This window comes from Thiohalocapsa marina, from assembly GCF_008632335.1.
GTDB classification, from domain to species: domain Bacteria; phylum Pseudomonadota; class Gammaproteobacteria; order Chromatiales; family Chromatiaceae; genus Thiohalocapsa; species Thiohalocapsa marina.
Map to the genome: position 1 here is coordinate 13989 of NZ_VWXX01000038.1, position 25104 is coordinate 39092.

General features: G+C 67.4%; 17 protein-coding genes. 4 read left to right on the top strand and 13 right to left on the bottom strand.

Going from position 1 to position 25104, the window contains the following annotated elements:
• Positions 1 to 60: 60 nt before the first annotated feature.
• Entirely contained in the window at positions 61 to 2466 is a 2406-nt protein-coding gene (glgA, locus tag F2Q65_RS20335; RefSeq protein WP_342782256.1) for a glycogen synthase GlgA, read from the bottom strand.
• A 387-nt stretch (positions 2467 to 2853) separates the two neighbouring features.
• Between glgA and F2Q65_RS16800 the strand changes: the two genes are divergently transcribed.
• On the top strand, positions 2854 to 3237 hold the full coding sequence (locus tag F2Q65_RS16800; RefSeq protein WP_281291055.1) for a PilZ domain-containing protein: 384 nt from the start codon (positions 2854 to 2856) through the stop codon (positions 3235 to 3237).
• Positions 3238 to 3268: 31 nt separating this feature from the next.
• Here F2Q65_RS16800 and F2Q65_RS16805 read toward each other — a convergent pair whose 3' ends face one another.
• The 7 genes from F2Q65_RS16805 to F2Q65_RS16835 form a co-directional block, all read right to left on the bottom strand.
• A complete protein-coding gene (locus F2Q65_RS16805) occupies positions 3269 to 5326 on the bottom strand; it encodes a glycogen debranching protein (RefSeq protein WP_150094563.1) in 2058 nt (685 codons plus the stop codon).
• On the bottom strand, positions 5326 to 6291 hold the full coding sequence (gene ppk2 / locus F2Q65_RS16810) for a polyphosphate kinase 2 (protein WP_150094564.1): 966 nt from the start codon (positions 6289 to 6291) through the stop codon (positions 5326 to 5328). The genes F2Q65_RS16805 and ppk2 overlap by 1 nt, the downstream gene beginning before the upstream one ends.
• Before the next feature lie 98 nt (positions 6292 to 6389).
• Complete coding sequence (locus F2Q65_RS16815) at positions 6390 to 7553, bottom strand: MFS transporter (RefSeq protein WP_150094565.1); 1164 nt, start codon at positions 7551 to 7553, stop codon at positions 6390 to 6392.
• Positions 7554 to 7612: 59 nt separating this feature from the next.
• Positions 7613 to 8728 carry a chorismate synthase gene (aroC, locus tag F2Q65_RS16820; RefSeq protein WP_150094566.1) on the bottom strand — a complete coding sequence of 372 codons (1116 nt, stop codon included), beginning with the start codon at positions 8726 to 8728 and terminating at the stop codon, positions 7613 to 7615.
• 60 nt (positions 8729 to 8788) lie between these two features.
• Positions 8789 to 10138 carry a TolC family outer membrane protein gene (locus F2Q65_RS16825; RefSeq protein ID WP_425473420.1) on the bottom strand — a complete coding sequence of 450 codons (1350 nt, stop codon included), beginning with the start codon at positions 10136 to 10138 and terminating at the stop codon, positions 8789 to 8791.
• A gap of 329 nt (positions 10139 to 10467) precedes the next feature.
• A complete protein-coding gene (locus tag F2Q65_RS16830; RefSeq protein WP_150094568.1) occupies positions 10468 to 11214 on the bottom strand; it encodes a ParA family protein in 747 nt (248 codons plus the stop codon).
• A complete protein-coding gene (locus F2Q65_RS16835) occupies positions 11211 to 12872 on the bottom strand; it encodes a CHAD domain-containing protein (RefSeq protein WP_150094569.1) in 1662 nt (553 codons plus the stop codon). The genes F2Q65_RS16830 and F2Q65_RS16835 overlap by 4 nt, the downstream gene beginning before the upstream one ends.
• Positions 12873 to 13191: 319 nt before the next feature.
• Here F2Q65_RS16835 and F2Q65_RS16840 point away from each other — a divergent pair, with 319 nt between their 5' ends.
• Positions 13192 to 14907 carry a glycosyltransferase family 39 protein gene (locus tag F2Q65_RS16840; RefSeq protein WP_170265791.1) on the top strand — a complete coding sequence of 572 codons (1716 nt, stop codon included), beginning with the start codon at positions 13192 to 13194 and terminating at the stop codon, positions 14905 to 14907.
• Positions 14904 to 17612, top strand: coding sequence for a glycosyltransferase family 2 protein (locus F2Q65_RS16845; protein ID WP_150094571.1), 2709 nt, complete (start codon positions 14904 to 14906; stop codon positions 17610 to 17612). The genes F2Q65_RS16840 and F2Q65_RS16845 overlap by 4 nt, the downstream gene beginning before the upstream one ends.
• On the opposite strand, the gene F2Q65_RS16850 is transcribed toward F2Q65_RS16845, so the two are convergent.
• A complete protein-coding gene (locus F2Q65_RS16850; RefSeq protein WP_150094572.1) occupies positions 17581 to 18186 on the bottom strand; it encodes a DinB family protein in 606 nt (201 codons plus the stop codon). The two genes, F2Q65_RS16845 and F2Q65_RS16850, sit on opposite strands and share 32 nt — an antisense overlap.
• 17 nt (positions 18187 to 18203) lie before the next feature.
• Positions 18204 to 19895, bottom strand: a complete 1692-nt coding sequence (locus F2Q65_RS16855) for a glutamine--tRNA ligase/YqeY domain fusion protein (RefSeq protein ID WP_150094573.1) — start codon at positions 19893 to 19895, stop codon at positions 18204 to 18206.
• Between the two features lie 308 nt (positions 19896 to 20203).
• Here F2Q65_RS16855 and F2Q65_RS19550 point away from each other — a divergent pair, with 308 nt between their 5' ends.
• A complete protein-coding gene (locus F2Q65_RS19550; protein ID WP_170265792.1) occupies positions 20204 to 20746 on the top strand; it encodes an EF-hand domain-containing protein in 543 nt (180 codons plus the stop codon).
• A gap of 125 nt (positions 20747 to 20871) precedes the next feature.
• Here F2Q65_RS19550 and F2Q65_RS16865 read toward each other — a convergent pair whose 3' ends face one another.
• The 3 genes from F2Q65_RS16865 to F2Q65_RS16875 all read right to left on the bottom strand — a co-directional run bounded on the left by F2Q65_RS16865 (position 20872) and on the right by F2Q65_RS16875 (position 24701).
• The gene (locus F2Q65_RS16865; protein ID WP_150094575.1) at positions 20872 to 21300 is read right to left on the bottom strand and encodes an FKBP-type peptidyl-prolyl cis-trans isomerase; all 429 of its coding nucleotides are present in this window, start codon (positions 21298 to 21300) and stop codon (positions 20872 to 20874) included.
• A 110-nt stretch (positions 21301 to 21410) separates the two neighbouring features.
• Positions 21411 to 23780, bottom strand: a complete 2370-nt coding sequence (locus F2Q65_RS16870; RefSeq protein WP_150094576.1) for a Tex family protein — start codon at positions 23778 to 23780, stop codon at positions 21411 to 21413.
• Positions 23781 to 23975: 195 nt separating this feature from the next.
• Positions 23976 to 24701, bottom strand: coding sequence for a hypothetical protein (locus F2Q65_RS16875; RefSeq protein WP_150094577.1), 726 nt, complete (start codon positions 24699 to 24701; stop codon positions 23976 to 23978).
• Between the last annotated feature and the right edge of the window lie 403 nt (positions 24702 to 25104).

Genomic DNA, 25104 nt, shown 5'->3' on the forward strand with positions numbered 1-25104 from the left:
AGACTGATAGTGCCGGACCGGGGGCGGCCCGATTGGCGACCCACAGGCGGCGCGCCGTGATCAGTCCACGCCGTCGGACCGCTGGACGCGGATGTGGCGGTAGATGGCCTGGTAGTGTTGCGCCGGTTGCGCCCAGGAATGATCCGCGCGCATGCCGTTCAGGCGCAGTTGCCGGAAGTACTCCGGATGGCGGCGCCAGAGGCCGATGGCACGACCGAGGGCGGACTCGAGCCCGGCAGGGGTGAAATCGTCGAAGACGTAGCCGTTTCGCTCCGCGAAGGGGCGATCGCTGTAATTGGCGTCGAAGACCGTGTCTGCGAGCCCCCCCACCCGCCGCACCACCGGCACGCAGCCGTAGCGCATGGCAATCATCTGGGTCAGGCCGCAGGGCTCGTAGACGCTGGGGATCAGGATCATGTCGGCAGCGGCGTAGATCAGGTGCGCCAGTTCCTCGTCGTAGCCCAGTTCCAGATGGCAGTCAGGGTGTGTCTCCAGTTCCCGCGCGATCTGCGCGAACTCCGCCTGCAGGGCGGGCTCGAGGGCGCTGCCCAGCAGCACGAACTGGCAGCCCTGCTCCAAGGCGTAAAAGATGCCGTGCCGGATCAGCTCGACGCCCTTCTGCCGGTCCAGCCGGCTGACCACCGAGACCACCGGCTTGGGCCCGTCGGCGAGCCGCAGGCGCTCGCGCAACGCGCTGCGATTGCGCGCCTTGCGCTCCAGCGTCTCGGGGCCGTAGGGCGCCGGGATCAGGGGATCGGTCTGGGGATTCCACATGTCGCCATCGATGCCGTTGAGCACACCGCCGAACTTGTCGTCGTACTGCAACAGCAGCGACTGCAGACCGTACCCCTGCTCCGTGTGCTGGACTTCCCAGGCGTAACGCGGCGACACCGTGGTGACGAAGTTGGAGAACACGATGCCGCCCTTGAGCAGGTTCACGGCGTCGGGGTTGCCCGGATCGCGCAGCCGGTCGGCGGTCATCAGGCGTTCCACGTCCAGGCCGTTGACCCGCAACACCTGATCATCGGTCCAGCCCTGGTAGCCGACATTGTGCAGAGTGAAGCAGACGCGGGTGCGATCCATGCCGAGCCGGGCGTAGACCTCGTACAGCAGCACCGGCACCAGCCCGGTCTGCCAGTCGTTGCAGTGGATGATGTCAGGCTGCCGACCGCTCTTGAACAGGAACTCCAGCAGCGCCCGTGCATAGAAGGCAAAGCGCACCGGGTCGTCGGGCTCGCCATAGATGCGGCCGCGCCGGAAAAAGGCTTGCTCGGAATGCGGCTCGATGAAATAGCAGCTGATGCCGTCCACCTCGCCGTGCTCCACATCACAGCGGACATGGCCGTCGTGGTACGGCACCCACAGGTCCGCAAAGACCTTGCGCAGGCCGTCGATCCGGTCGAGGCGCAGGCTGTCGTACCTGGGTAGCACGATCTCCACCCGATGCCCCTGCAGCGCGAGTTCGCGTGAGAGGCCGTGGGCAAAGTCACCGAGTCCGCCGGCCTTTGCAACCGGCGCGCACTCGGGGGTGGCGATGATGATGTGCATAGATGAATCCTGATTTGAATCCCGGCCGGGTCCATGGACGCCCTCGCCGGGCCTTGCCCGCGACAGCACCGGCAGGTGCGGCACACCGGCCAGCAGGCGCAGGATCAGCGCCCGCTCGCGCAACGGCAGCCGAAACGAGAAACGTCCGCCCGGCCCGACCCGGTAGGCATGTCCGCCGAGATCCAGCAGCGTCCCCGGGGCGGCCCCGCCATGGACCAGCAGTTCGGCGTCCAGTTCGAAGCCCTGTGCAGATGCCGGGCGACGTAGCGGCCCGCTGCCGGCCCTGACCTCCGGCTTTCGTTCCGGCTCCGGCTTCTTTGCCGGCGCTGACTTCTGCTCCGGCTCCGATTCGGGCTCCGGCTCCGGTTCGGGATCCGGTTCCGTTGCCGTCACTGATTCTGGTATCGGGCACCTGACTGGGGCTGTGACGCGTTCCGTGACGGATTCCGTGCTCTGTTCCGCGACTGGCCCGGATGTAACTTGCAGTTTCGTCTCGGGCCGTGCCAGAGACGTCGCCGCAACGGACCGGCAGCGGTTGGACCGCGCCAGCAACACCCAGCCGCCGTCTGCGGTGCCCAGGCCCAGTTCCGCCAGGAACTCGCCGTCGCCGCCATAGTCGTAGAGTGCACCACCGTCGCTCCAGTGCTCGATCGCACCCACGGAGGCCGAAGCCTGGATCCGGGGCGGAGCGGAGACATCCAGCCGCAGCAGACGGATAGTCGCCACCGGGGCAGCGCGGCCGAAGGCGGCACGGGCCTCCTCGGCAAGTCCCGGCTCCAGATGCCACCGCAGCATCAGCGTGCCGGCGGATGCCGGATACAGCGTCAGGTGGGTACCCGCGGCGGTGTCCGGAAACGCCGGCTGCTCGGCAGACTCTGGAGCCGACTCCGGCACCGACTCTGGGGCCGACTCCGGCACGGCCTCCAGTGTCCGCTCTTCCGCGTCGATCTGGACGGATCGGTTCAGACATCCTCCCCCGGCCGGGGCCGACCCGGTCCGCCCCGTCCGGACAGGTGTGCCTTGGTGCTCGATGTCATCCACTCGCTCGCTGCCAGTCTCGTCTCAGCCGGTTATTTTGCCTGATTTGGCAGCGGCCTGCCCATCAGCCTTGCAGGGAGCTGTACAGACGGCTGTTCAGATGGCTGCGCCGGACCCAGGTTTTTTCGCCGAATGCCGAGTAATTAGGCGCATCCTGTCCTACACTAAGGGTATGAATTGGCCAAAAATACCGGCCCCAAGCGATCGGCCCCAAGCGATCGGCCCCAAGCATTCGCACAACGGAATCGAGGCAAGACAGCACCCATGATGGAACACCGCTGGCATCGACGTGTCCCGATCGAGATACCCGTGAGCCTGCACTTCACTGACGGTGCATTCGGCCCCGGTATCGCCTGGAACATATGCCAGGGCGGGCTGTTCGTGCATACCTCCATGCGGGCACCCTGCAATGGCTGCCTGGACGTACGGCTCACGGTTACCTCTGCCCATGGCCCCTGCAGCGTCCGGTTGCCGGCGCTAGTGGTCCACCGCAACAAGGATGGCATCGGCCTGATGTTCCGCGGCCTGGACGAGCAGGCGGAAAACGCGGTGTCGCAGTTGCTGCTGGCCCATGGCCAGACCACAGGCGCGCCCATCACGCTGGGCGATCGCTCCAGTGCAACCCTGAGCCGAGACCAGGCTGAATCCTAGCCGGGACCAGGCTGGATCCAAGCTGACAGAGTCAACCGCCGTCGGTCCGGATTCCCTCCAGCACCAGCACGCCATGCGCCGGCACACCGACCCGACTGCGGCTCAGGGGTCGCTGATCGCTGCGTTCCACAAGGTCCTGGGGTGATCTGGCCCAGGTCCGTGCGGCAACCGCCCATGACCACCCCGGCAGCGTCGGCAACACGAAGGTGCAGGCGCCGGCACCAAAATTGAACACGGCATGCAGCGGTGGCTCCTCACCTCCGCGCCCGTGCAGGGTGAAGGCCAGCTCCCTGGCATCTTCGGCGTTCCAGTCCGGGGCCTCGCCCTCGGGGCCGAACCACTCGATTTCCCGATGGCTGAGGAACTGTCGCCGCCGCAGGCTGGGATGCCGCTTGCGCAGCGCGATCATGCCGCGAACGAACCGCAACATGTCGGCATTGCGTTCGGCCAGGGACCAGTCGATCCAGCCGAGGGCATTGTCCTGGCACCAGGTGTTGTTGTTGCAGGCCGCGGAGCGCAACAGCTCGTCACCGGCATTCAGCATCGGAATGCCCTGGCTCAGGAAGAGCACGGCCATGAAGTTCTTCGCCTGACGTCGACGCAGGGCGAGAATGGCCGGGCTGTTGCACGGGCCCTCGGCGCCGCAATTCCAGCTCAGGTTGTGCGCGCAGCCATCCCGGTTGCCCTCGTGATTCGGCGCATTGGCCTTTTTGTCGCAGCTCACCAGGTCCAGCAGCGTGAAGCCGTCGTGACAGGTGATGAAGTTGATGCTGTTGATGGGGTGGCGCAGGTTCCCCTGATAGAGATCGCTGCTGCCGGCGATGCGGGTGGCGACCTGGTCGATCAAGCCGCCGTCCCCGCGCACCGCACGGCGCAGGTCATCGCGGTAGCGGCCGTTCCATTCCATCCACCGGTACCCGGGAAAGGACCCCACGTGGTACAGCCCCGCCGCATCCCAGGCCTCGGCAATGATCTTGCTGCCGGCCAGCACGTCGGACAGCTCGATGCCCCATAGCACCGGCGGGTGGTGCATGGGAACGCCGTTCTCGTCGCGGGCCATGGCACTGGCCAGATCGAAACGGAAGCCGTCCACGTGCATCTCGCGCACCCAGTATTCCAGGCAGTCGATGATGAAGCGGGCCATGAACGGATGGTTTGCATTCACCGTGTTGCCGCAACCGGTGAAGTCCAGATAGCGGGAACGGTCCGCGGCATCGAGCATGTAGAAGGTCTCGTTGCCAATGCCTTTGAAGTTGATCAGGGGCCCGCCCTGGCCGCCCTCGGCAGTGTGGTTGAACACCACGTCCAGCAATACGCCGATGCCGGCCCGGTGCAGGGCCTTGACCAGGTCGCGGAACTCGTCGCGCTGGCGCTCCGGATCGACGCAATAGCCGGGGTGCGGGGCAAAGAAGCTGTGCGTGCTGTAGCCCCAGAAGTTGCTCAGCCCGGCGGCGCCCACCGGCTCAGGCACGTCCTGTTCATCGAACGCCATGACCGGCAGCAGCTCGACATGGGTGACACCCAGCGAACGCAGATAGGGGATCTTCTCCACCAGCCCGAGAAAGCTGCCGGGGTGGGCCACGCCGGCAGACGGATGCCGCGTGAAGCCGCCCACATGCAGTTCATAGATGATCATCTCCTGGGACGGCATGCGCAGCAGCTGATCGCCTTCCCAGTCGTAGTCGTCTGCCAGCACGATGCCGCGGATGGAGTCGTGGGCCTGCGCACCCTCGCGGCAGCGCCGCGCGCGATCCCAGCGGCGGGTGTCCACCGCACGCGCCCAGGGATCCACCAGCTCCACGTCGCCGTCGAACAGCCAGCCGTGTCCCACCGGATCATGCGGCCCTTGCATGCGCCAGGTGTAGCGTGTCCCCGGCGGCAGCCCCACCACCTGCACATGCCAGCTGAAGAAGGTGTGATTCACCTCCGGATCCAGCGCAATCACCTGAAACGGCGTCTTCGCCGCGGCATCCGCATACAGCAACAAGGTCGCCCCGGTGGCGTGGCGACTGTAGATGGAAAAGTTGATGCCGTGGTCGACGACGCTGGCGCCGGGTGGATAACGACGGCCGGGACGAACCGGATACATCAAACCGTGAAGCGGCCCTCGCGCAACATCTGCGCCTCCATGACCTCCAGTTCCCTGGCCCCCGAGACCACCACGCTGGGGTCCGGCACGAAATCCAGGTCCGGATTCAGGCGCTGATAGGGCACGGAATTGAGAATGACCTTGATGGCATTTAGCCGCGCCTTGGCCTTGTTGTTGGAACGGATAATGGTCCAGGGCGCCCAGGATGTATGGGTGCGGCGCAGCATCTCATATTTCTGGTGGGTGAAATCATCCCAGCGATCCTGCGCCTGGACATCGATCTCGGACAGCTTCCACTGCCGCAGCGGGTCGGTCTTGCGCCGCTCGAACCGGCGCGCCTGCTCCTCCTTGGTGACGCTGAAATAGAGCTTGATCAGGATGGTGCCCTGGCGCACCAGATCCTTCTCGAAGCCCACCACGCCGTGCATGAAGTTCTCGTACTCCTCGGGCGTGCAGAAGCCGAACACCGGCTCCACCATGGCGCGGTTGTACCAGCTGCGATCGAACAGCACCTGCTCGCCGCCGTGGGGAAACTGTTCGACATAGCGCTGGAAGAACCACTGGGTGCGCTGATGCTCCGTGGGCTTGCCCAGGGCCACCACACGGTAGTGCTTTTCGTTCATGTAGCGGGTCACCCGGCGGATGGTGCCGCCCTTGCCCGCCGCATCGCGTCCCTCAAACAGGATGATCACCCGTTTTTGCGTCTCCTCCAGATACTTCTGCATCCGGATCAGTTCCGCCTGGAAGGGCTTCAGCGCCTTTTCGTCGCGGCGCTTGATCACGGCGCTGCGGTTTTCCCGCTTGAAGCTGGCAAGGGTGGCCCGGGTCTGGGCGTGCTCTTCAAGCAGTTCACGCAGACGCTGTCGCTTGCCGTCCACCTCGACCCATTGATCGTCACGCAATGTTTCCGTTTTGCCGGGTGCATTCTCGACCGGGGTGTCCGTTCTGTCTGTCTCGGATGCCATGACGATCAACCTCTGATTGTTTGAAATACCTAGGCATCATACCACTTTCCAGAATACGGACCCTTGCTCCGGGTCAGCCCCGAGCCCGGGATGGTGAATCAGTACCGCCGGGCGCGATCGACGAATCCGAACGCGGCCAGCCATCCCAGCGCCGCCGCCACCGCGGCGACGACGAAGGTGGCAGTGGCCCCGACGCCGGACCACAGGGCACCGCTGAGCAGGCTGCCGAGGGCACCGCCCAGACCAAAGCTAACGCTGTTGTACAGGGCCTGCCCGCGCCCTTGGGTGGACCCCGGAAAGTAGTGATGGGTCAGATGGATGGCCGATGCGTGGAAGGCGCCGAAGCTCGCCGCATGCAACCCCTGGGCGAGGATCTGCAGCGCCCACTGCTCGATGAAGAAGCCGATCATCAGCCAGCGCACCGCCGCCAGCGCCAGGCTGGCCAGGAGCAGCTGGCGCGCGCCGAAGTGCTCCAGCAGCCAGTGCATGCGCAGGAACACCAGCACCTCGATGACCACGCCCAGCGCCCACAGGGCACCGACGACGGTGCTGGTGTAGCCGTGCGACTCGAGAAAGATGGAATAGAAGGCGTAATAGGCTGCATGACTGGCCTGCATGAGCAGACAGGCCAGCAGAAAGAACAAGATCTCCGGCCGGCGCAGCAGGCCGCGCAGGGACGCCTGGGCGCCATGGGTAGCCGGCGGCTGCCCCCGATCCGGGATCAGCAGGCAGCTGAACCAGACGCCGATGAACAGCACCAGCACCGTGACCGGAATCAGCAACGCCCCGGTCGGTGTCGCCAGGCCGCCGGCGCGGTCGAGCCACCAGCCGATGCCGGCCACAGTCAGGATGAAGCCGATGCTGCCCCATAGGCGCACGCTGGCATAGCGGTTGACCCGCGCCCCCAGGTGGTTGAAGGTGACCGATTCCATCAACGGCAGGGGCGCATTCCAGAAGAAGCTGAACGCGGCCATCACCAGCACCATGCCGGTCAGGCTGTCGGCCCAGAACACGCCGAGGAAGCAGCACACCGCCAGCGCGGCGCCAACACGCACGATGGGCATGCGCCGGCCGGAGCGGTCCGCCAGCCAGCCCCAGACGATGGGCGCAATGATCTTGGTGCCCATCAGGATGGCCATCAGCAGACCGATGGCGGCGGCATCGAAACCGCGTTGCAGCAGGTACGGCCCCCAGAAGGGGACCAGCGCCCCAAGGGCGGCGAAATGGAAGAAGTAGTAGCTGGAGAGGCGGACGTAGGGCATGGATCAGGGATCGCGAGACGTCCGCTTCCACAGCCCGGCCGGGTCAGCCGGGGTGTTGCTCAGGGGGCGCTGGCGGGCAGCGGCGACAGCGGTGGCCGGACATCGGCGTTCTGGCCGCGGTGTCGCAGCAGGTGGTCCGCCAGTACCAGGGCCAGCATGGCCTCGGCGATGGGAGTGGCGCGAATGCCGACACAGGGATCATGTCGTCCCTTGGTGATGACCTCGGTGGCCTGACCGGTCAGGTCCACGGTGCGCCCCGGCAGCCGCACGCTGGAGGTGGGCTTGAGCGCCAGCCGGGCCACCACGGGCTGGCCGCTGGAGATGCCGCCGAGCACACCGCCGGCGTTGTTGCCGACGAAGCCCTCGGGGGTCATGGCGTCGCGATGCTCGGTGCCCTTCTGCTCCACGCAGTCGAAACCGGCGCCGATCTCCACGCCCTTCACGGCATTGATGCTCATCAGGGCATGGGCGATGTCGGCATCCAGCCGATCGAACACCGGCTCGCCGAGGCCGGGCGGCACCCCCTCGGCGATCACCGTCACCTCGGCGCCGATGGAGTCCCCGGACTTGCGCAGGGCATCCATGTAGGCCTCCATTTCCGCCACCCGCTCCGCCACGGGGCTGAAGAACGGATTGCGCTCCACCTGGTCCCAATCGAACCCGGGCTCGCCCACGGCCGCGGTCCGGATCGGCCCGAGCCGCGACAGATAACCCCGCACCCGCACCCCGGCCAGTGTCTGCAGGCAGCGCTTGGCGATGCCGCCGGCGGCCACCCGGATGGCGGTCTCACGTGCCGAGGAACGCCCGCCGCCGCGGTAATCGCGCCGACCGTACTTCATGGTATAGGTATAGTCTGCGTGTCCGGGCCGGAATTTTGCCGCGATCTCGGCATAGTCCTTGGAGCGCTGATCCTCGTTCTGGATCAGCAGTCCGATGGGCGCGCCGGTGGTCACACCCTCGAACACGCCGGACAGGATCTGAACCCGGTCCGACTCCCGCCGCTGGGTGGTGTGGCGCGACTGGCCCGGCTTGCGCCGGTCCAGATCCTGTTGCAGGTCCGCCTCCGACAAGGGCAGCCCGGGCGGGCAGCCATCGACGATGCCACCGATGGCCGGCCCGTGGCTCTCGCCGAAGCTGGTGAGGACGAACGAGCGTCCGATGCTGTTTCCGGACATGGCGGGCTACCGTCGCGAGGGTCGGAGAAACGGGGCGGGTTGGGCTTGATGGACCAGGACTCAGTAGGCCGGCGGCGGCACCGTGTCGGCGGCGGTCAGCCAGGCATTGCCACGGGCCAGCACATCGCGGTTCAGCGTGCTGGTGGCCTGATGCAGCAGGATGCCATTGATGATGTAGTTGTAGCGGGCCGACAGATAGTCGAACTCCGCCTGGAACAGCTGCCGCTGGGCGTTGAGCACGTCCACCTGGGTACGGGTACCCACCTCGAGCCCCGCCTGGGTGGACTCCAGCGAGCTGCGCGCCGAGACGATGGCCGCCTGCCGGGCCTTGACGTCGCTGATGCTGGACAGGATGCCGCGGAAGGCGTCCTTGACCTGATTCATCACCGCCCGGCGCTGTTGGTCCAGCCGATCCTGTGCGGCGCGGAAGTTGTGTCCGGCCTGGCGCGTGCGCGAGGCGACGGCGCCACCCTGGTAGATGGGCACGGTCACGTTCAGGCCGACGAAGGCGGAGTCGGTGTCGGAGCCGAAGTCGGCGCCGGAGCGATTGATGCCGTAGCCGGCCTGCATGTCCAGCGACGGAAAGTAGCCCGATCGCTCCACCTCGATCCCCTTGCGCGCCGCCTCGGCCGCCTGTTTCGCCGCCACGATGCCGAAGTTGTTGGCCAGCGCGGTCTCCGCCCAGACGTCGATGTCGTTCGGCTCCGGCGCCGCCAGCGGCAACCGGTCGCCGAGTCGGGCCAAGGGGACCGACACCGGGCCGACGATACGGCGCAGGGCCTCCCAGGCGTTGTCCAGATCGTTCTCGGCGGTGATCAGGTTGGCCCGGGAGCGGTCGTAGGCGGCCTGGCTGTCATTGACGTCGGTGATGGCGACCAGCCCCACCTCGAAGCGCTGCCTGGACTGCTCCAGCTGCCGCTCGTCCGCCGCGACCAGGGCCTCCTGCACCCGCACCAGATCCGCCGCCCGCAGCACCTCGAAATAGGCCTGGGTGGTGCGCACCATCAGGTCGATCTCGGCGTTGCGGTATTCCGCCTCGGCCTGGGCGATGGTGTTGTCCGACTGGCTCAGCCGAACCCAGTCGGCCCGGTTGTAAACCGACTGCGACAGCACCGCCGAGGCGCTGGAGGTGTCGAAGGTGTCGTTGCGGTTGAAGCTGCCGGTGGTGGTGCTGCTGCCGCTGGTCTTGACGTTCTGGTACTCCACGGACCCGGTGACGCCGAAGTTGGGCAGCAGCAACGCCCGGGCCTGGGGTTTGATCTCGCGAGTGGCATACAGGGTCTGCTCCGCCTCGCGCAGGGTCGGATCGCTGTTGACCGCCAGATCGTAGATCTGCAGCAGGTCCTCGGCCGCGGCCGGCAGCGAGACACAGCAACCTAGGGCAAGGGCCCAGATCGATCTGGACCAGATCGATCCGGACAGGCGCGTTTTCGATAAGACCGACTTCGAGGAGCGTGTTTTCGAAGGGTTCGGTTTCAAACGGGTCGGTTTGAACCGGATCGGCCAGGAGGGGACGCGGTTGTTCATAGAGTTTCGTCGCAGGGATTCGTTTCCGGAGTTTTGCGGAGAGGCCTCACGCCGATGCGTTCAAGGCGCCGGCACGGCCGGGGCGCGTTCACCGCCAAATGCCGCAGAGTATAGGCGACCACGGCGCACGGCGACAATGCGGGATCCCCGGACCGGGTTCCGCGGTCACGCCGCCGGTGCGGATCGAGCGCAGCGGAAGGCCAGGGCCGAGCTCAGGCGACGGCGGCCTCCAGCTCTGACCACAGGTCGCGGTAGGCGTCGGCGGCACGGTGCGCCGGCGCATAGGCGGGCAGCGGCATCCGGTGCAGCCCCATGCGCTCGACCTCCGGCGCCAGGGGCACGACGGTCCGCAGCAGCTCAGGGTGCCGTTCTGCCAGCCGCGCCATGGTGTCGCCGTGCAGGGGGCGCTCCTCGTCCACCATGGAGAAGAACGGCAACACCCGCGGCGCCCGCCGCACCCGGTCGCTGTCGAGGAACGCGGTCAGTTGGGTCAGTGTCCGTGCGGAAAGGGTGCTGGGGACCAGCGGCACCAGCAAGGCATCGGCGGCGCGGAAGATGTTTTCCGACGCCAGGGAGATGCTCGGCGGGCAGTCCAGGAACAGCAGGTCGTAGTCCTGCCGCAGCGGCCGCAACAGACGCTCCAGCTGGCGCTCGGGCTTCTTGCCCGCGTCCAGCATCAGGTCCAGGTTGCGGTAGGAGAAATCCGCCGGCAGCAGGTCCAGCCGCTCGAAGTCGGTCCCCTTGATGGCGTCGTCCAGCTCGCGCCGTCCGCTGAGCAGCGCACGGCCGCCCCCCTTGACCCGAGGCTTGACCCGGAAGTAGTAGGACGCGGCCCCCTGGGGATCCAGATCCCAGATCAGCGTGCGCCGACCGGCCACGGCGGACAGGTACGCCAGGTTCACGGCCGTGGCAGTCTTGCCGACGCCCCCCTTGATGCTGTACACGCCAACGATCTTCACTGGCCCGCTCCATGAACGGCATCGGCCGCGTCCGACTCGGCGCCGGCGCTGTGCCGGTTCTGATGCCGGGCCTGTTCCCCGGAGCTGTCCAGAAAGAGGCGACGGAACAGCTTGCAGTTGTCCTTGGTGTCGAACTGGGCGAAGGTGTCGGCAAACTCCCGGCGCGCCCGCTGCTGCCCCTCCAGCATGTGGCTGACGAGCCCGCCCATGGCCAGCAGGGTGCCCACGTCCGCGGCATTGTCGGCACGCATGCGCTCCGCCGTCTCGCGCAGATGCTCGGCCTGTACCGCCAGGTCCTGGAACCGGCCCAGGTTGTCCAGCAGCACCTTGGTCTGCTTGATCAGCCTGCGCATGGACTTGTCCGGGTACAGGCTCTGGAAGAATTCCATCAGGTAGCGCAGCTTCTTGCAGCTCTTGCGCAGCTCGTGGAGCTCCTCCGCCGGCGACTGCGCATCGATGGCCCGGCCCTCGCCGCGCACGCGCTTGAACATGCGCCAGATCCGCTGGTCTGCCAGGGCCTTGATCGGCAGGGCGGCGCCGTCGGGCGCGGCCTGCTGCAGCGGCCCCTCCAGGAACACCCGCCAGTCGTGCAGCAGCGTGGTAAAGCGCGGCGACGCCAGCGCCTGCACCAGGCGCTGCTGTTCGTCGTCATAATGGGCGCTGAGCCAGTCGCGCAGGGCGTCCAGGTCCGCCCGCAGCCCCTCCGGCAGGCATGCGCGCAGGTTCGGGAAATCCAGCAGGTAGACGTCCAGATCACGCACCGGGCCGGTCACCTGCTGCACCCAGGCAAACTCCGCCTTGAAGTGCGCGACGGCGGCGTCGTGGAACACGCCCTTGATCTGGCCGAGGGCCGATCGGGTCCGGCGCACGGCGACGCGCAGATCGTGCAGGAATTCCGAATCCAGGTTGCGCCGGGTACCGTCGATGTTGGTCTCGATGGTGTCCAGCAGCCCAAGCAGGATGAACCTGGTGGCGGCATCCGCCCGTTGCGCGGGATCGAGCCGGTAGTCGAGCTTGCTGGAATAGTCACCCGGGCGGCGGCCGGCCGCGGCCAGGGCCTCGAGCACCAGCACTCCGGGCTCGGCCACGGGACGGGCGATTTCCTGCAGCAACCGTGCCGTGGCGGCGAACTCGTCCAGATAGCCTCGCACGGGCAGCAGCCGCAGTCGCGCGGACAGCCGGGCCGGGGACACCGGGTCGGACAGACGGTTGTCCTCCAGGTGGATGCGCGCAACGGTCTTGGCGTCGTCGTTCAGCACGCGCACCCGGATTGCGCGCGTGTTCACCTCGGCCATCGGCAGCAGGCGCCGGACGCCGAGCACCGGGGCCAGACGTTCCCGCAGCGCGCCGGGGGGCAGGTCGTCGGCAAAGCCGGGCTCGGCATCCAGCACCTGTGCCTCATCCGCGCTGTCGACTGCCAGGTCGATCCAGAGCAGACGCCGACTTTGGCCCTGTCCCGGTTCCTGCCCCGTACCCGCGACCTGCTCCTCCAGCGCCGCACCGACGCCGTACAGCAGCCAGTCGAAGCTGTCCAGATACCGTCGGCGCCAGGTCGCTTCCGGCTCCACCTCGCATGACAGGGTGGCGCGGATCCGCTCGAGGACAGCCTCGATATCGCCCCCCTGCGGCAACTGAAAGTCCATCGGCTCAGGGCTCATTCCAGTCCTCATCGGCATGGCGTCCTGTGGTGCCCGTTCCCCGTGCGGATTCCGGCAGGGCTCCCCGCACGGCGGTCAGGATCACGAACCGGGCCGCTGCCGATCGGCAGGGCGCGGGCGAGCATTGCGAGGCAGTATGCCAGATTCCCGACACCGACTGTAACCGTTACCGGCGTGGAAATCGGACCCGGACCAGCCGCGGACGCACAGGCGGCTCAGCCTGTCGCACAGGCCCCCGCCTGCGGCCAAAAAAAACCGCTCGTCTGTTGTGTCATCCGTGCTTATGATCCAGGTTTCGCGGGCCTGCTGTCCTCCGCCATTGCACAGACCTTCCTCCCTGCCGATCGATCTGCGCGCGGCGCTTGCCGTGGTCATCGTTGCCATCACGGTCCTGCGCCTTGCGGGCCTCGAGCGCCTGCCCGTCTGGCACGACGAGGCCCACAGCCTGGTCCGGGTGCTCGGTTACGACAACGCCGACCTGCAACGCCTGTCCGATGGCGCACTGCTGACACCGGCGGACCTGCTGCGACTGCAACAGCCGGATGCCGAGCGGGGCTGGCCCGACACCCTGCACGCCCTGGCGGAGCATCCGGAGCATGCCCCGCTCTACTACCTGCTCGGCCATCTGTCCACCCGGCTGCCGCTGGACCCGGTGGTTGCCCTGCGCGGCACCGCAGCGGTCTTCGGCCTGCTGCTGCCGCTGGCGGCATGCTGGCTGATGCGCGAACTGTTCGGACGCGGCGCCGTGCCCTGGGTGGCGGCGCTGCTGCTGGCGGTCTCGCCGATGCACCTGCTGTATGCCCAGGAGGCACGCCAATATGCACTCTGGACGGTGCTGCTGCTGGCGGCCAGCGCCGCGCTGTTGCGGGCGTTGCGCCGCGGACAAAGCCGCGACTGGTGGCTGTATGGTTTGCTGCTGACCCTGGGCCTGTACAGCCATCTGCTGTTCATCGCGCTGCTGCCGGTGCATGCGCTCTACGGCTGGCTGGCCGGTCGCGCGCCCCTACCTGTAAACAGGCCTGGAAATAGGCCTGGAAACAGACCTGAAAACAGACCGGAAAAGAGACAGGCGCTCGCCTGGGTGCTGGCGGTGGCCACGGCACTGCTGTTGTTCAGCCCCTGGCTGGCGGTGCTGCTGTCGGCGCTGGACAGTGCCGCAGGGCACACCCAATGGATGGAACGCGCGGTGGGCACCCAGCGCATTCTGCTGGCCTGGGCGCAGCATGGAGTGCGGGCGTTCGTGGACCCCGTCCCCCAGGCGCAAGCGCCGGCGGCCCTGCTGTGGCTATGGCTGCCGCTCGGCATTGCGCTGGCCCACTCTCTGTGGCGCGCGCCGCTGCCGCAGCGCTGGTTCCTGCCCTTGCTGGCACTGGCCGGGCTCGGCCCGGTCCTTGGCCCGGATCTGCTGCTGGGCGGCAGCCGCTCGCTGCATGTGCGCTACGGCCTGCCGGCGATACTCGGCCTGCAGCTGATGGTGGCCTGGAGCCTCGGCACGGCCATCACCCGCGCGGCCGGGGGGCGCAGCGGAATGGGTCCGGCGGACCCGGCTGGCGCGGTGGCGCAGACCAGGGGCGTGCCCGGCCTCGTGCCCGGCCTCGTGCTCGTCCTTGTGCTGGGACTGGGCCTCTGGTCGCAGGCGCGCATCCTGCTGGCGGATACCTGGTGGACCAAGCAGTTCAGCGCGCAAAACCGGGAGATCGCGCGTCTCGCGAACGCGCAACCGCGGCCGTTGGTCGTGGCCAGCCCGAGCGGCATCACCACCGGCGAGCTGCTCTCCCTGGCGCATGACCTGGACGCGCGGGTGCGCATCCGGATCCAGTCAGGTGCCGACCAGCCACTGCCGGCGTCTGAACGGGACGCCATCGTGCTGTTGCTGCCCGGCGCGGAAGTCCGCGACGCCCTGCCCCCCGGATATACCGTCGAACCGGTCGCGGGGACCTGGCAGTGGTTCCTGGCCCAACCATCGGCGGACAGTCCGCCAATCCGTCCACCCGGCGCACCCGTCGCGCCCTCGCCTGGAGCACGCTTGCCATGAGGCGTCTCGGTGTCGTGCTGATCCCTGCGCTGATCGCGCTGCTCACGGTGGGGCTGTGGGCCATGATGAACCGCCCGAGCCTGGAGCCCCCCTGGCCAACCCGCATTCAGGGCTTTTCCTTCTCGCCCATGCGGGCGGACGACGATCCCACGCGGCAGATCTACCCGTCGCTGCACGAGATCGACGAAGACCTGGCCCTGCTCCAGGGCGACGCCCATGCCATCCGCACCTACACCGTCGACGGCCCCATGGCCCAGGTGCCGCGCCTGGCCGACGCCCACGGCCTGAATGTCGCCCTCGGCGCCTGGATCAGCGGACTGCCCGACGCAGACGAACGCGAACTGCAGCGCCTGGAAGGGGTGCTGCGGCAATGGCACGACAACATCGTGCGCGTGCTGGTGGGCAACGAGTCCATCCTGCGGCGCGAGGTCCGGCCGCAGATGCTGATCGCGCATCTGGAGCGCATCCGCCGCCTCACCGACATCCCGGTGGGCACCGCCGAACCCTGGCACATCTGGCTGAAGTACCCGGAGCTGGCGGAGCATGTGGACTTCATCGCCGTGCACCTGCTGCCCTACTGGGAGGGGTTGCCCATCGGGCAGGCCGTGGATTTCGCCTTCGAGCGGCTGTACGAGGTGCAGCGCGCCTTCCCGGACAAGCCGGTGATCGTCGGCGAGGTGGGCTGGCCGAGCAACGGACGGCGCAACCGCGGCGCCGAGGCCTCCCAGGCGAACCAGACCCGCTTCCTGCGTCGCTTCCTGGCGCGGGCGGAGCAGGAGGGGGTGGTGTATTACGTCATGGAGGCCTTCGACCAGCCCTGGAAGAAAAAGATCGAAGGGGCCATCGGCACCTACTGGGGCGTCTACGATGCCCAACGCGCGCCCAAGTTCACGCTGACCCAGCCGGTGGTGCGCATCCCCGACTGGCAGGAACTCGCGGCGCTGTCGGTGGGGCTCGCGGTGCTGCTGCTGGTGCTGCTCTATCGCGACAGCGCCACGCTGTCGCCCTCCGGCCGGGGCTTTCTGGCGCTGGTGACCTATGCGCTGTCCACCGCCGCGGTCTGGCTGGTGTACGACTACACGCGGCAATACATGACCCCGGCCACCGCCGTCGTCGGGATCTTGCTGCTGATTGGCGGCATCGGCGTGCTGGTGCTGCTGACGGCGGAGGCGCACGAGTGGGCGGAGGCCCTGTGGCTGAAGCGCTGGCGGCGGGCCTTTCCCCAACGGCCGGTAGCCGATGCCTGGCTGCCCCGGGTCTCGGTGCATGTGCCCACCTACAACGAACCGCCGGACCTGGTCTGCGAGACCCTGGACGCCCTGGCGACGCTGGACTATCCGGGCTTCGAGGTCCTGGTCATCGACAACAACACCCGGGATCCGCGCGTCTGGCAGCCGGTACGCGACCACTGTGCGCGCCTGAACGCGCGCGCCGACGGACAGACACGGTTGCGCTTCCGCTTCTTCCATGTCGATCCCTTGGCGGGGTTCAAGGCGGGGGCGCTGAATTTCGCCCTGGCCCGCACCGACCCCAAGGCGGGCATCATCGCCGTCATCGACGCCGACTACCTGGTTGACCGGCACTGGCTGCGGGACCTGGTGCCTGCCTTCTTCGACGACACGGTCGCCTTCGTGCAGGCGCCCCAGGACTACCGCGACGGCGACCAGAATGCGTTCAAGGCCATGTGCCTGGCGGAATACCGCGGCTTCTTCCACCTGGGCATGGTGACCCGCAACGAGCGCAACGCCATCATCCAGCACGGCACCATGACCATGATCCGGCGCCACGCGCTGGAGACGCTAGGCGGCTGGGCGGAATGGTGCATCACCGAGGATTCCGAGCTCGGCCTGCGGCTGTTCGAGGCCGGCCACAAGGCCCTGTACATCCCCGCCACCTATGGCCGCGGCCTGATGCCGGACAGCTTTGCCGATTTCAAGAAACAGCGTCTGCGCTGGGCCTACGGCGCCATGCGCATCCTGCGGGCGCACCGCCGGCAACTGCTCGGGCCGACACCCGCCGGACTCCCCACCAGACTCACCGCCGGACAGCGCTGGCACTTCGTCGCCGGCTGGCTGCCCTGGCTCGCCGACGGCGTGAACCTGCTGTTCAACGGTGCCGCCCTGGCCTGGACCCTCGCCATGGTGCTGCTTCCGCACCAGGTGACACCGCCGTACATGGCCGTCGCCCTGGTGCCCATCGTCCTGTTTGGTTTCAAGCTGCTGAAGAGCCTGGTGCTCTATCGCCGCCGCGTGGCCGCCGGCTGGCGCCAGAGTCTGGCTGCCGGGCTCGCCGGCCTGGCCTTGTCGCATACCGTGGCCCGCGCCATGTTTGCCGGGCTGTTTCAGGGGGGGCTGGGTTTCTTTCGCACCCCCAAGCGCGCCGATGCACCGACCCTGGTCCGGGTGCTCGCCGACGCCCGCGAGGAGGCATTGCTGCTGCTCGCCTTCTGGCTCGGCGCCCTGGCCGTGCTGCAACGCGACGACAGCTACATGACCGACGTACGGCTGTGGGCGGGGGTATTGCTGGTGCAGTCGGTGCCCTACCTGGCGTCGCTGGTGGTGTCCCTGATCAGCGCCCTGCCCCGCCTGCCGGCCAGCCTGATCGGCGTGCTGCCGCAGATGCGCGAGCCGCCGGTGACCGACCTGCCCAAGGCCGATCGGCCCGCAACGCCGGTCAGTCCGCGTCGGCCTGAAGCGCCCGGATGATACGCTCGATCTGGCGCCGATGGGTGCTGTTGTGGATCGCCGCCAGGGCGTGCCATTGCGCCGCGGACAACGGGCCATACCAGGGGTGTGCAAAGCGCTCGCCGGCGCGCAGGTTGCCCAGCTTGTCGACGATGTCGCCGTAACGATCTACCACCCGTGCCAGATCCCGGATCTGCTCCGGCCCCGCTTCCGGCACCGGCTTGGTCTGTTCCGGCTGCACCTCCACGGCGGGCCCTCGGGCCGAGTACAGTCGCGGCAACATGGCGGCGATGGCGGAGTTGACGATGACCAGGTGCTCCAGCGCCATGAACACGGACCATCCGCGGCTGTTGTCCTCGATGCCGAAGAACCGGGGGATCAGCACCCGTCGGCGGCCGTCGGCCGCTGACAGCGCGGACGCCAGCGTCATGGCGCGCTCCGCCTCAGCGCGAAACAGCGCGGTCAGGCGGTCCTTGGCGATCAGGACCGCCGCACCGCGGATGCCCATGCCCAGCGCCGTGCGCTCCAGCCAGGGGATGCCGTCGCCGGGGGATCCCAGCGGATCATCGGGTTGTGTGTCGCTGTGCTTGCCCATCACGAATTCACCCGCCGCTAGCGACGCCGACCCTGGCCTTGGCGCCCACCCTGGGCCTGGCCCCAGGTGTCCCGCAGGGTCACCGCCCGGTTGAACAGCGGCCGCTCGAGGGTCGAGTCCCCGTCCTTCACGAAGTAGCCCTCCCGCTCGAACTGGAACCGGGCGCCGGGCATTGCCGCCGCCAGCCCCGGCTCCAGCAGGCAGCCGGTCAGGGTGCGCAGGGAGTCCGGATTCAGGTCGTCGCGGAAGTCGCTTCCGCCGCTGCCCGGCTGCGGCGTGCTGAACAGCCGGTCGTACAGCCGCACCTCGGCGCGCACCCCGTGCTGCGCCGACACCCAGTGGATCACCCCCTTGACCTTGCGTCCCTCAGGGTTCTTACCAAGGGTGTCCGGATCCACCGAGCAGCGCAACTCGATGACCTCGCCGGCGCCATCCTTGATGACCTCGTCGCAGCGAATCACATAGGCGTTGCGCAGCCGGACCTCGCCGCCGGGCACCAGGCGCTTGAAGCCCTTGGGCGGCTCCTCCTCGAAGTCGCTGCGATCGATGCAGAGCTCGGCGCCGAACGGCACCTCGCGCGTGCCCATGTGCGCGTGCTTGGGATGATTCTGCGCCGTGATCGTGCTCGGTGCGTCCGGCGGCAGATTGGTCAGCACCACCCGCAGCGGATGCAGCACGGCCATGGCCCGCGGCGCGCTGTTGTCCAGATCGTCGCGAATGGCGCTCTCCAGCACGCCCATCTCCACCAGGTTGTCGGCCTTGGTCACGCCGATGCGGGCACAGAACTCGCGCACCGCCTCCGGCGTGAAGCCGCGCCGACGCAGGCCGGCCAGGGTGGGCATGCGCGGATCGTCCCAGCCCTCGACGATGCCCTCCTCCACCAGTTGCGTCAGCAGGCGCTTGCTCATCACCGTGTATTCGAGATTGAGCCGGCTGAACTCGATCTGGCGCGGCCGGCAGGGCACGGACACCCGCGCCACCACCCAGTCGTACAGCGGTCGGTGATCCTCGAACTCCAGCGTGCACAGTGAATGGGTGATGCCCTCCAGGGCGTCGGAGATCGGATGGGTGTAGTCGTAGGTGGGATACAGGCACCATTCGCTGCCGGTCTGGTGGTGAATCACACCGTGGCGGATGCGGTACAACACCGGATCCCGCAGGTTGATGTTGGGCGAGGCCATGTCGATCTTGGCACGCAGGGTGCGGGCACCGTCCGGGAACTCGCCCGCGCGCATGCGCCGGAACAGGTCCAGGTTCTGCTCCACCGTGCGGTCGCGATAGGGACTGTCGCGGCCGGGCTCGGTCAGGGTGCCGCGGTAGGCCCGGGTCTCCTCGGCATCGAGATCGCACACATAGGCCAGCCCCTGCTGGATCAGCTCCTCGGCAAAGCCGTACAGGCGCTCGAAATAATCCGATGCAAAGTAGACGCGCTCGCCCCAGGCATAACCCAGCCAGCGTACATCAGCCTTGATGGACTCGACGAACTCCAGGTTCTCCTTGTGCGGGTTGGTGTCGTCGAAACGCAGATTGCAGGTGCCGCCGAAATCCTGGGCGACACCAAAGTTGAGCACGATGGACTTGGCATGGCCGATATGCAGATAGCCGTTCGGTTCCGGCGGAAAGCGGGTACGGATGGCGGCGTGCTTGCCGCTGGCCAGGTCGTCCTGGATGATCTGGCGAATGAAATTGGTGCGTGCTGAATCTGACATCGGTCTGCTCGGCAGTGATGAAAAAGGCGTCTCCGGTGACCGGCGACGCCGATGGCTGCAACGCCGCCGATGTCCGGAACCCGGAGCGCGAGGCCCGGGACCCGGACGGCGGCGGCCTAGTTAAAGCGTGCAGCATACTGCACTTCGCAAAGCGCGGAGAAGTGGCCGGAAATCTTGCCCCGGCCACATACAATGGTTTCCACAGGAATATTTGCCACAGGCGCCCGAGCGCTCTACCCTTCGGCTGTCGGCGTGCCCGACGGGCAACGTCCGTCTCCTTAAAGGATTCATCCACCGGAGTCATGACCATGCAGAGAATCTTCCCCACCGCCGCCGTGGCCCTGTGCGCCGGCGTCGCCGCTACCCTGGCCTGGGCACAGCCCGCACCCCCGGCTCCGGGTCAGGCGGCCAGCCCCGCCGACGCCTTCATCCAGCAATTGGACACCAACGGCGATGGCATGGTCTCGCTCGAAGAGGCCACAACACCGCAGCAGGCGGAGTTCGCGAATATGGACACCGACGGCAGCGGCAGCATCGATGCCGCCGAGGCCAGCGCCTCGTTCAAGGCGCAGGTGCCGCCCGAGATGCTCGAGATCATGGCCGAGCGGGGCATGCCCGATCCCGGCGAGAGCTTCGTGAAGAACCTGGACAAGGACGGCGATGGCCTGGTCAGCCCGGAGGAATTCGCCCAGCCCACCATCGACTCCTTCAACCGCATGGACGCCAATGCCGACGGCATGGCCATCAGCGAAGAGGCCGCCGCCTACTTCGAAGAGATGAAACTGCAGATGCAGCAGCAGATGGAAAAGATGCAGCAGATGCAGCAGCAGATGCAGCAACCGGCACAGTGACGCAGCGGCGCTTCAGCGCCTCGTACCCACCATAAACGGGACGTCGATCTTCACGGGTCGGGTGTCGGCCATCTGCATTCGGATCAAGGGCGATCGAGCCCCCCGACCGCCGACACCCTGCCCGCTCAGGCGATCTGCACCAGTTCCAGATCGAAGGTCAGATCCTGGCCCGCAAGCGGGTGATTGCCGTCCACGGTCACGCTTTCACCGTCGAACTCCGCCACGGTGAAATTCACCACCTCGCCAGCCGGCCCCTGGGCGTGCAGCATCAGCCCCACCGCCAGTTCGATGTCCTCGGGGATCGCACTGCGCGGCACCGTCTGCAGCATCTGGTCGTTGCGCTCGCCGTAGGCCTGATCGCAGGGAATGGTGATCACCTTCTGCTGGCCCTCCGCCATGCCGAGGACGGCGTCTTCGAAGCCCGCAATCACATTGCCCTGGCCGAGGGTGAATTCCAGTGGCGTACCACCGCGGGACGAGTCGAACTGGGTGCCATCGGCGAGCGTGCCGGTGTAATGGACCTTGACGGTGTCGCCTGACTTGGCTTCGGACATGGAATGCTCCTGAACTGGGTCGGGGTTTGGGTGGGGTCTCCACCTTAGACGACCGTTCCGACGATCGCAAACCCCAACGCGATTGACCGCGCGGTCGCAGGGAACAGGCATTAACCCCGACGGGCCTTGGCGAAGGCCGCGGCCATGCTGCCTGTAGCGGTGCCCGCTGAGTGCTCGGCGCCGCGGCGCTTGCCGCCCGGCGCCCCACCGGCTGACCCTTGACCGGGCCTGGGCCGACCGGGCCTGGGCCGACCGGGCTGCTGCCGACCGGGCCGCGCCGAGGCGTCTCGCCGGGACGCCCCGTCATGCTCCGGGACGGGCGCATCCAGACGCATGCTCAGCGCGATGCGCCGGCGCTTCAGGTCCACCTCCAGCACCTTCACCTTCACCAGCTGCCCGGACTGCACCACGGCGTGGGGATCCTTGACGAAACGGTCCGCCAGCATCGAGATGTGTACCAGCCCGTCCTGATGCACGCCGATGTCGACGAAGGCGCCGAAATTGGTCACGTTGGTCACGCTGCCCTCCAGCACCATGCCCGGACGCAGGTCCTCCAGGGTCTCGACACCGTCCATGAACTCGGCGGCGCGAAATTCCGGCCGCGGGTCCCTGCCCGGCTTCTCCAGTTCCACCAGGATGTCCCGCACCGTGGGCTCGCCGAACAGGGCATCGGCAAACTGCCTGGCGTCGAGCCGGCGCAGTGTGGCGCTGTCGCCGATCAGGCTGCGCACGTCCCGTCCGGTGCCCTCGACGATGCGCCGCACCACCGGGTAGGCCTCCGGATGCACCGCCGAGGCGTCCAGGGGCTCGTCACCGTCGTTGATGCGCAGGAAACCGGCGCACTGCTGAAAGGTCTTGTCGCCCAGACGCGGCACCCGCTTGAGCTGGGCGCGATTGCGGAAGGCGCCGTTCTCCTCGCGATAGCGCACCAGATTCTCGGCGATGGTGGCGGTCAGCCCGGAGACCTGGGCCAGCAGCGGCACCGAGGCGGTGTTGACATCGACGCCGACGGCGTTCACGCAGTCTTCCACCACGGCATCCAGGGAGCGCGCCAGTCCGGTCTGGTTCAGATCGTGCTGGTACTGGCCGACGCCGATGGCCTTGGGCTCGATCTTGACCAACTCCGCCAGCGGATCCTGCAGCCGCCGCGCGATGGACACCGCGCCGCGCAGCGACACGTCCATCGTCGGCAGCTCGCGCGAGGCGTATTCCGACGCCGAGTAGACCGACGCGCCGGCCTCGTTCACCACCAGCGAGCGCAGGCCGAGCTCCGGGTGCCGCCGGATCAGCTCCCGCGCCAGCCGGTCGGTCTCCCGCGAGGCGGTGCCGTTGCCGATGCTGATGAGCTTGACCCCATGCCGCGCCGCCAGGGTCGCCAGGCGCGCGATGGAGGCGTCCCACTGGTTCTTCGGCACATGCGGATACAGGGTATCGGTCTCCACCACCCGACCGGTGCCGTCCACCACCGCCAGCTTGACGCCGGTGCGCAGGCCGGGGTCCAGCCCGATGGTGGGCAAGCGGCCCGCCGGCGCCGCCAGTAGCAGCGCCTTGAGATTCTTCGCGAACACCTGGATGGCCTCGGCCTCGGCGGCCTCCAGCAGTCGGCCCTTGAGGTCCAGGTCCAGCCGCACCATCAGCTTGATGCGCCAGGCCTTGCGCACGGTCTCCAGCAGCCAGGCATCCGCCGGTCGGCCACGCTGGGCGATGCCGAACTGCCCGGCGATCAGGGCCCGGCACGGGGCGTCGGGGTCGTCGCCGTCACCGGCCAGCAGCTCCAGGCTCAGGATGCCCTGGTTGCGCCCGCGAAACAGCGCCAGCGCCCGATGCGACGGGATCCTGGCGATGGGCTCGCGGTAGTCGAAATAGTCCGAGAACTTGGCCCCCTCGCCCTCCTTGCCGTCCATCACGCGCGACACCAGCACGCCCTGCTCCCACAGCCGTTCGCGCAGGCGCCCGGTCAGCTGCGGGTCTTCGGCAAAGCGCTCCATCAGGATCTGTCGCGCGCCCTCCAGCGCAGCGGCGGCATCGGCCACGCCCTTGCCGACGTCCACGTAGTCCGCCGCGCAGGCCTCCGGCGACAGCGACGGATCCGCCAGCAAGGCGTCCGCCAGGGGTTCCAGCCCCGCCTCGCGGGCAATCTGCGCCTTGGTGCGGCGCTTGGGCTTGTACGGCAGGTATAGGTCCTCCAGGCGCTGCTTGGTCTCCGCCGCCGCGATCTCTGCGCGCAGCGCATCGTCCAGCTTGCCCTGCTCGTCGATGCTCTTCAGCACCGCCGTGCGGCGCTCCTCGAGCTCGCGCAGGTAGCCCAGCCGCTGCTCCAGGTTGCGCAACTGGACATCGTCCAGGCCGCCGGTGGCCTCCTTGCGATAGCGCGCGATGAAGGGCACCGTAGCGCCGTCATCGAGCAATGACACGGCCGCCTCGATCTGCGCGGGACGGGCCGAGAGTTCCTCTGCCAGGATCTGAACAATGGACTGCATCGTGCTGTACTGTCGCCAAAGCTAGCCAAACGGCCGGTCATTCTATACCGGTCCCGCCACGGCTGCGCGGCTTGACCAGCCCATCTCCCGTCGCCTGGCTCGGTGGTTGTCGAGACCTGGGCGCACGCTGCAGGACGACGCCGGCCACTCCACCGGACCAGCGCGGCGACAGGCAGCGATTCATCCGAGTTCGGTTCAGGAGCAGCTTGGCGGTGGGATGTCGCAATCGCCGGTTTCAAGGCTGCAGAAATCGAGACAGGTGATCAGGCGACCTTCGAAGGTGGCATCGATGCGCAGAGCGCCAGCGGTCCTGGTCACATCGAATCCGGGCTGGGATTCGGGGCTCTGACCGATCAGACGAAGCTGCGTCTCGGGATACTGCACGTCCAGTTGCACTCGCATCGGGTAGTAGCCGTCGAGAAAGCGGCGCATGAAGGGGCCGTTTCTGAGGCGATAGCGACCATCGCCGAGGATGCGCAGGGCCTGGCTTTCGGCGCGCAGGCAGACGCGGGCATCGCGTCCGACATCCCGCAGCTGAACACTGGCCCCATCGATCCAGGCCTGGCCGATCTGTTCGCTGGAGGCGATCTCGAGTCCCCGGATGCCGCCTTCACGAAAGACGATCTGGACCGCATGCACCGGATCCAGGTTGTCGTGACATTGCTCGAGTTGCACCCAGCCGCTTTCCAGACTGTCTGTCGTGATGGCGATCCGGTTGAGGTGCGCGTGCTCGCCCTCGGCCCGTTCGGCCGGCACAAAGGCGAGATCGCCGTCGTTGACTTGTGCAACCAGATCCGCCGGATCGGGTTCTGCCAACAAGGCCTCCCAGGCGGCGTCTTCATCCAATGCTTCATTCCCGCTGTCGGAATCCTCGGTCGCCTGGACCGCAGACAGCTGTATGACCAGGAGCGCGGCGAGCATGCTCTGAGGAGATCGGCATCGAAGAGAACCGCTGGCATTGATGGACATGGTGGGAACTCATGGCTGGGTTGCTCTGGTGATTGCAATCTGGGGTCGTGCATCCTGACTTTCGATTTGTGATGTCAACAAAAGCCGCACCCGGGACCCTTTCACGATCAACCACCTCAGTCCAGAAGGCCCATGGGCAATGCATGCAATCCAGTGTCCATTGGCGCTTGGTGCCGCGAAGATCACCATCGCTGGGTTACAGCGTGTAGCGTGTAGGGTAATGGAATGGTCCGCCCCGCTCCTCCAACGCGCCCAGAGCGGGCACAATGAGCGATGATCTTGAAGCATCGTCAACCGAGGTAGCGGAGCAGACCAATGACAGAGCGTAGCAAAGAACAGCCGATCACGTTCGTTG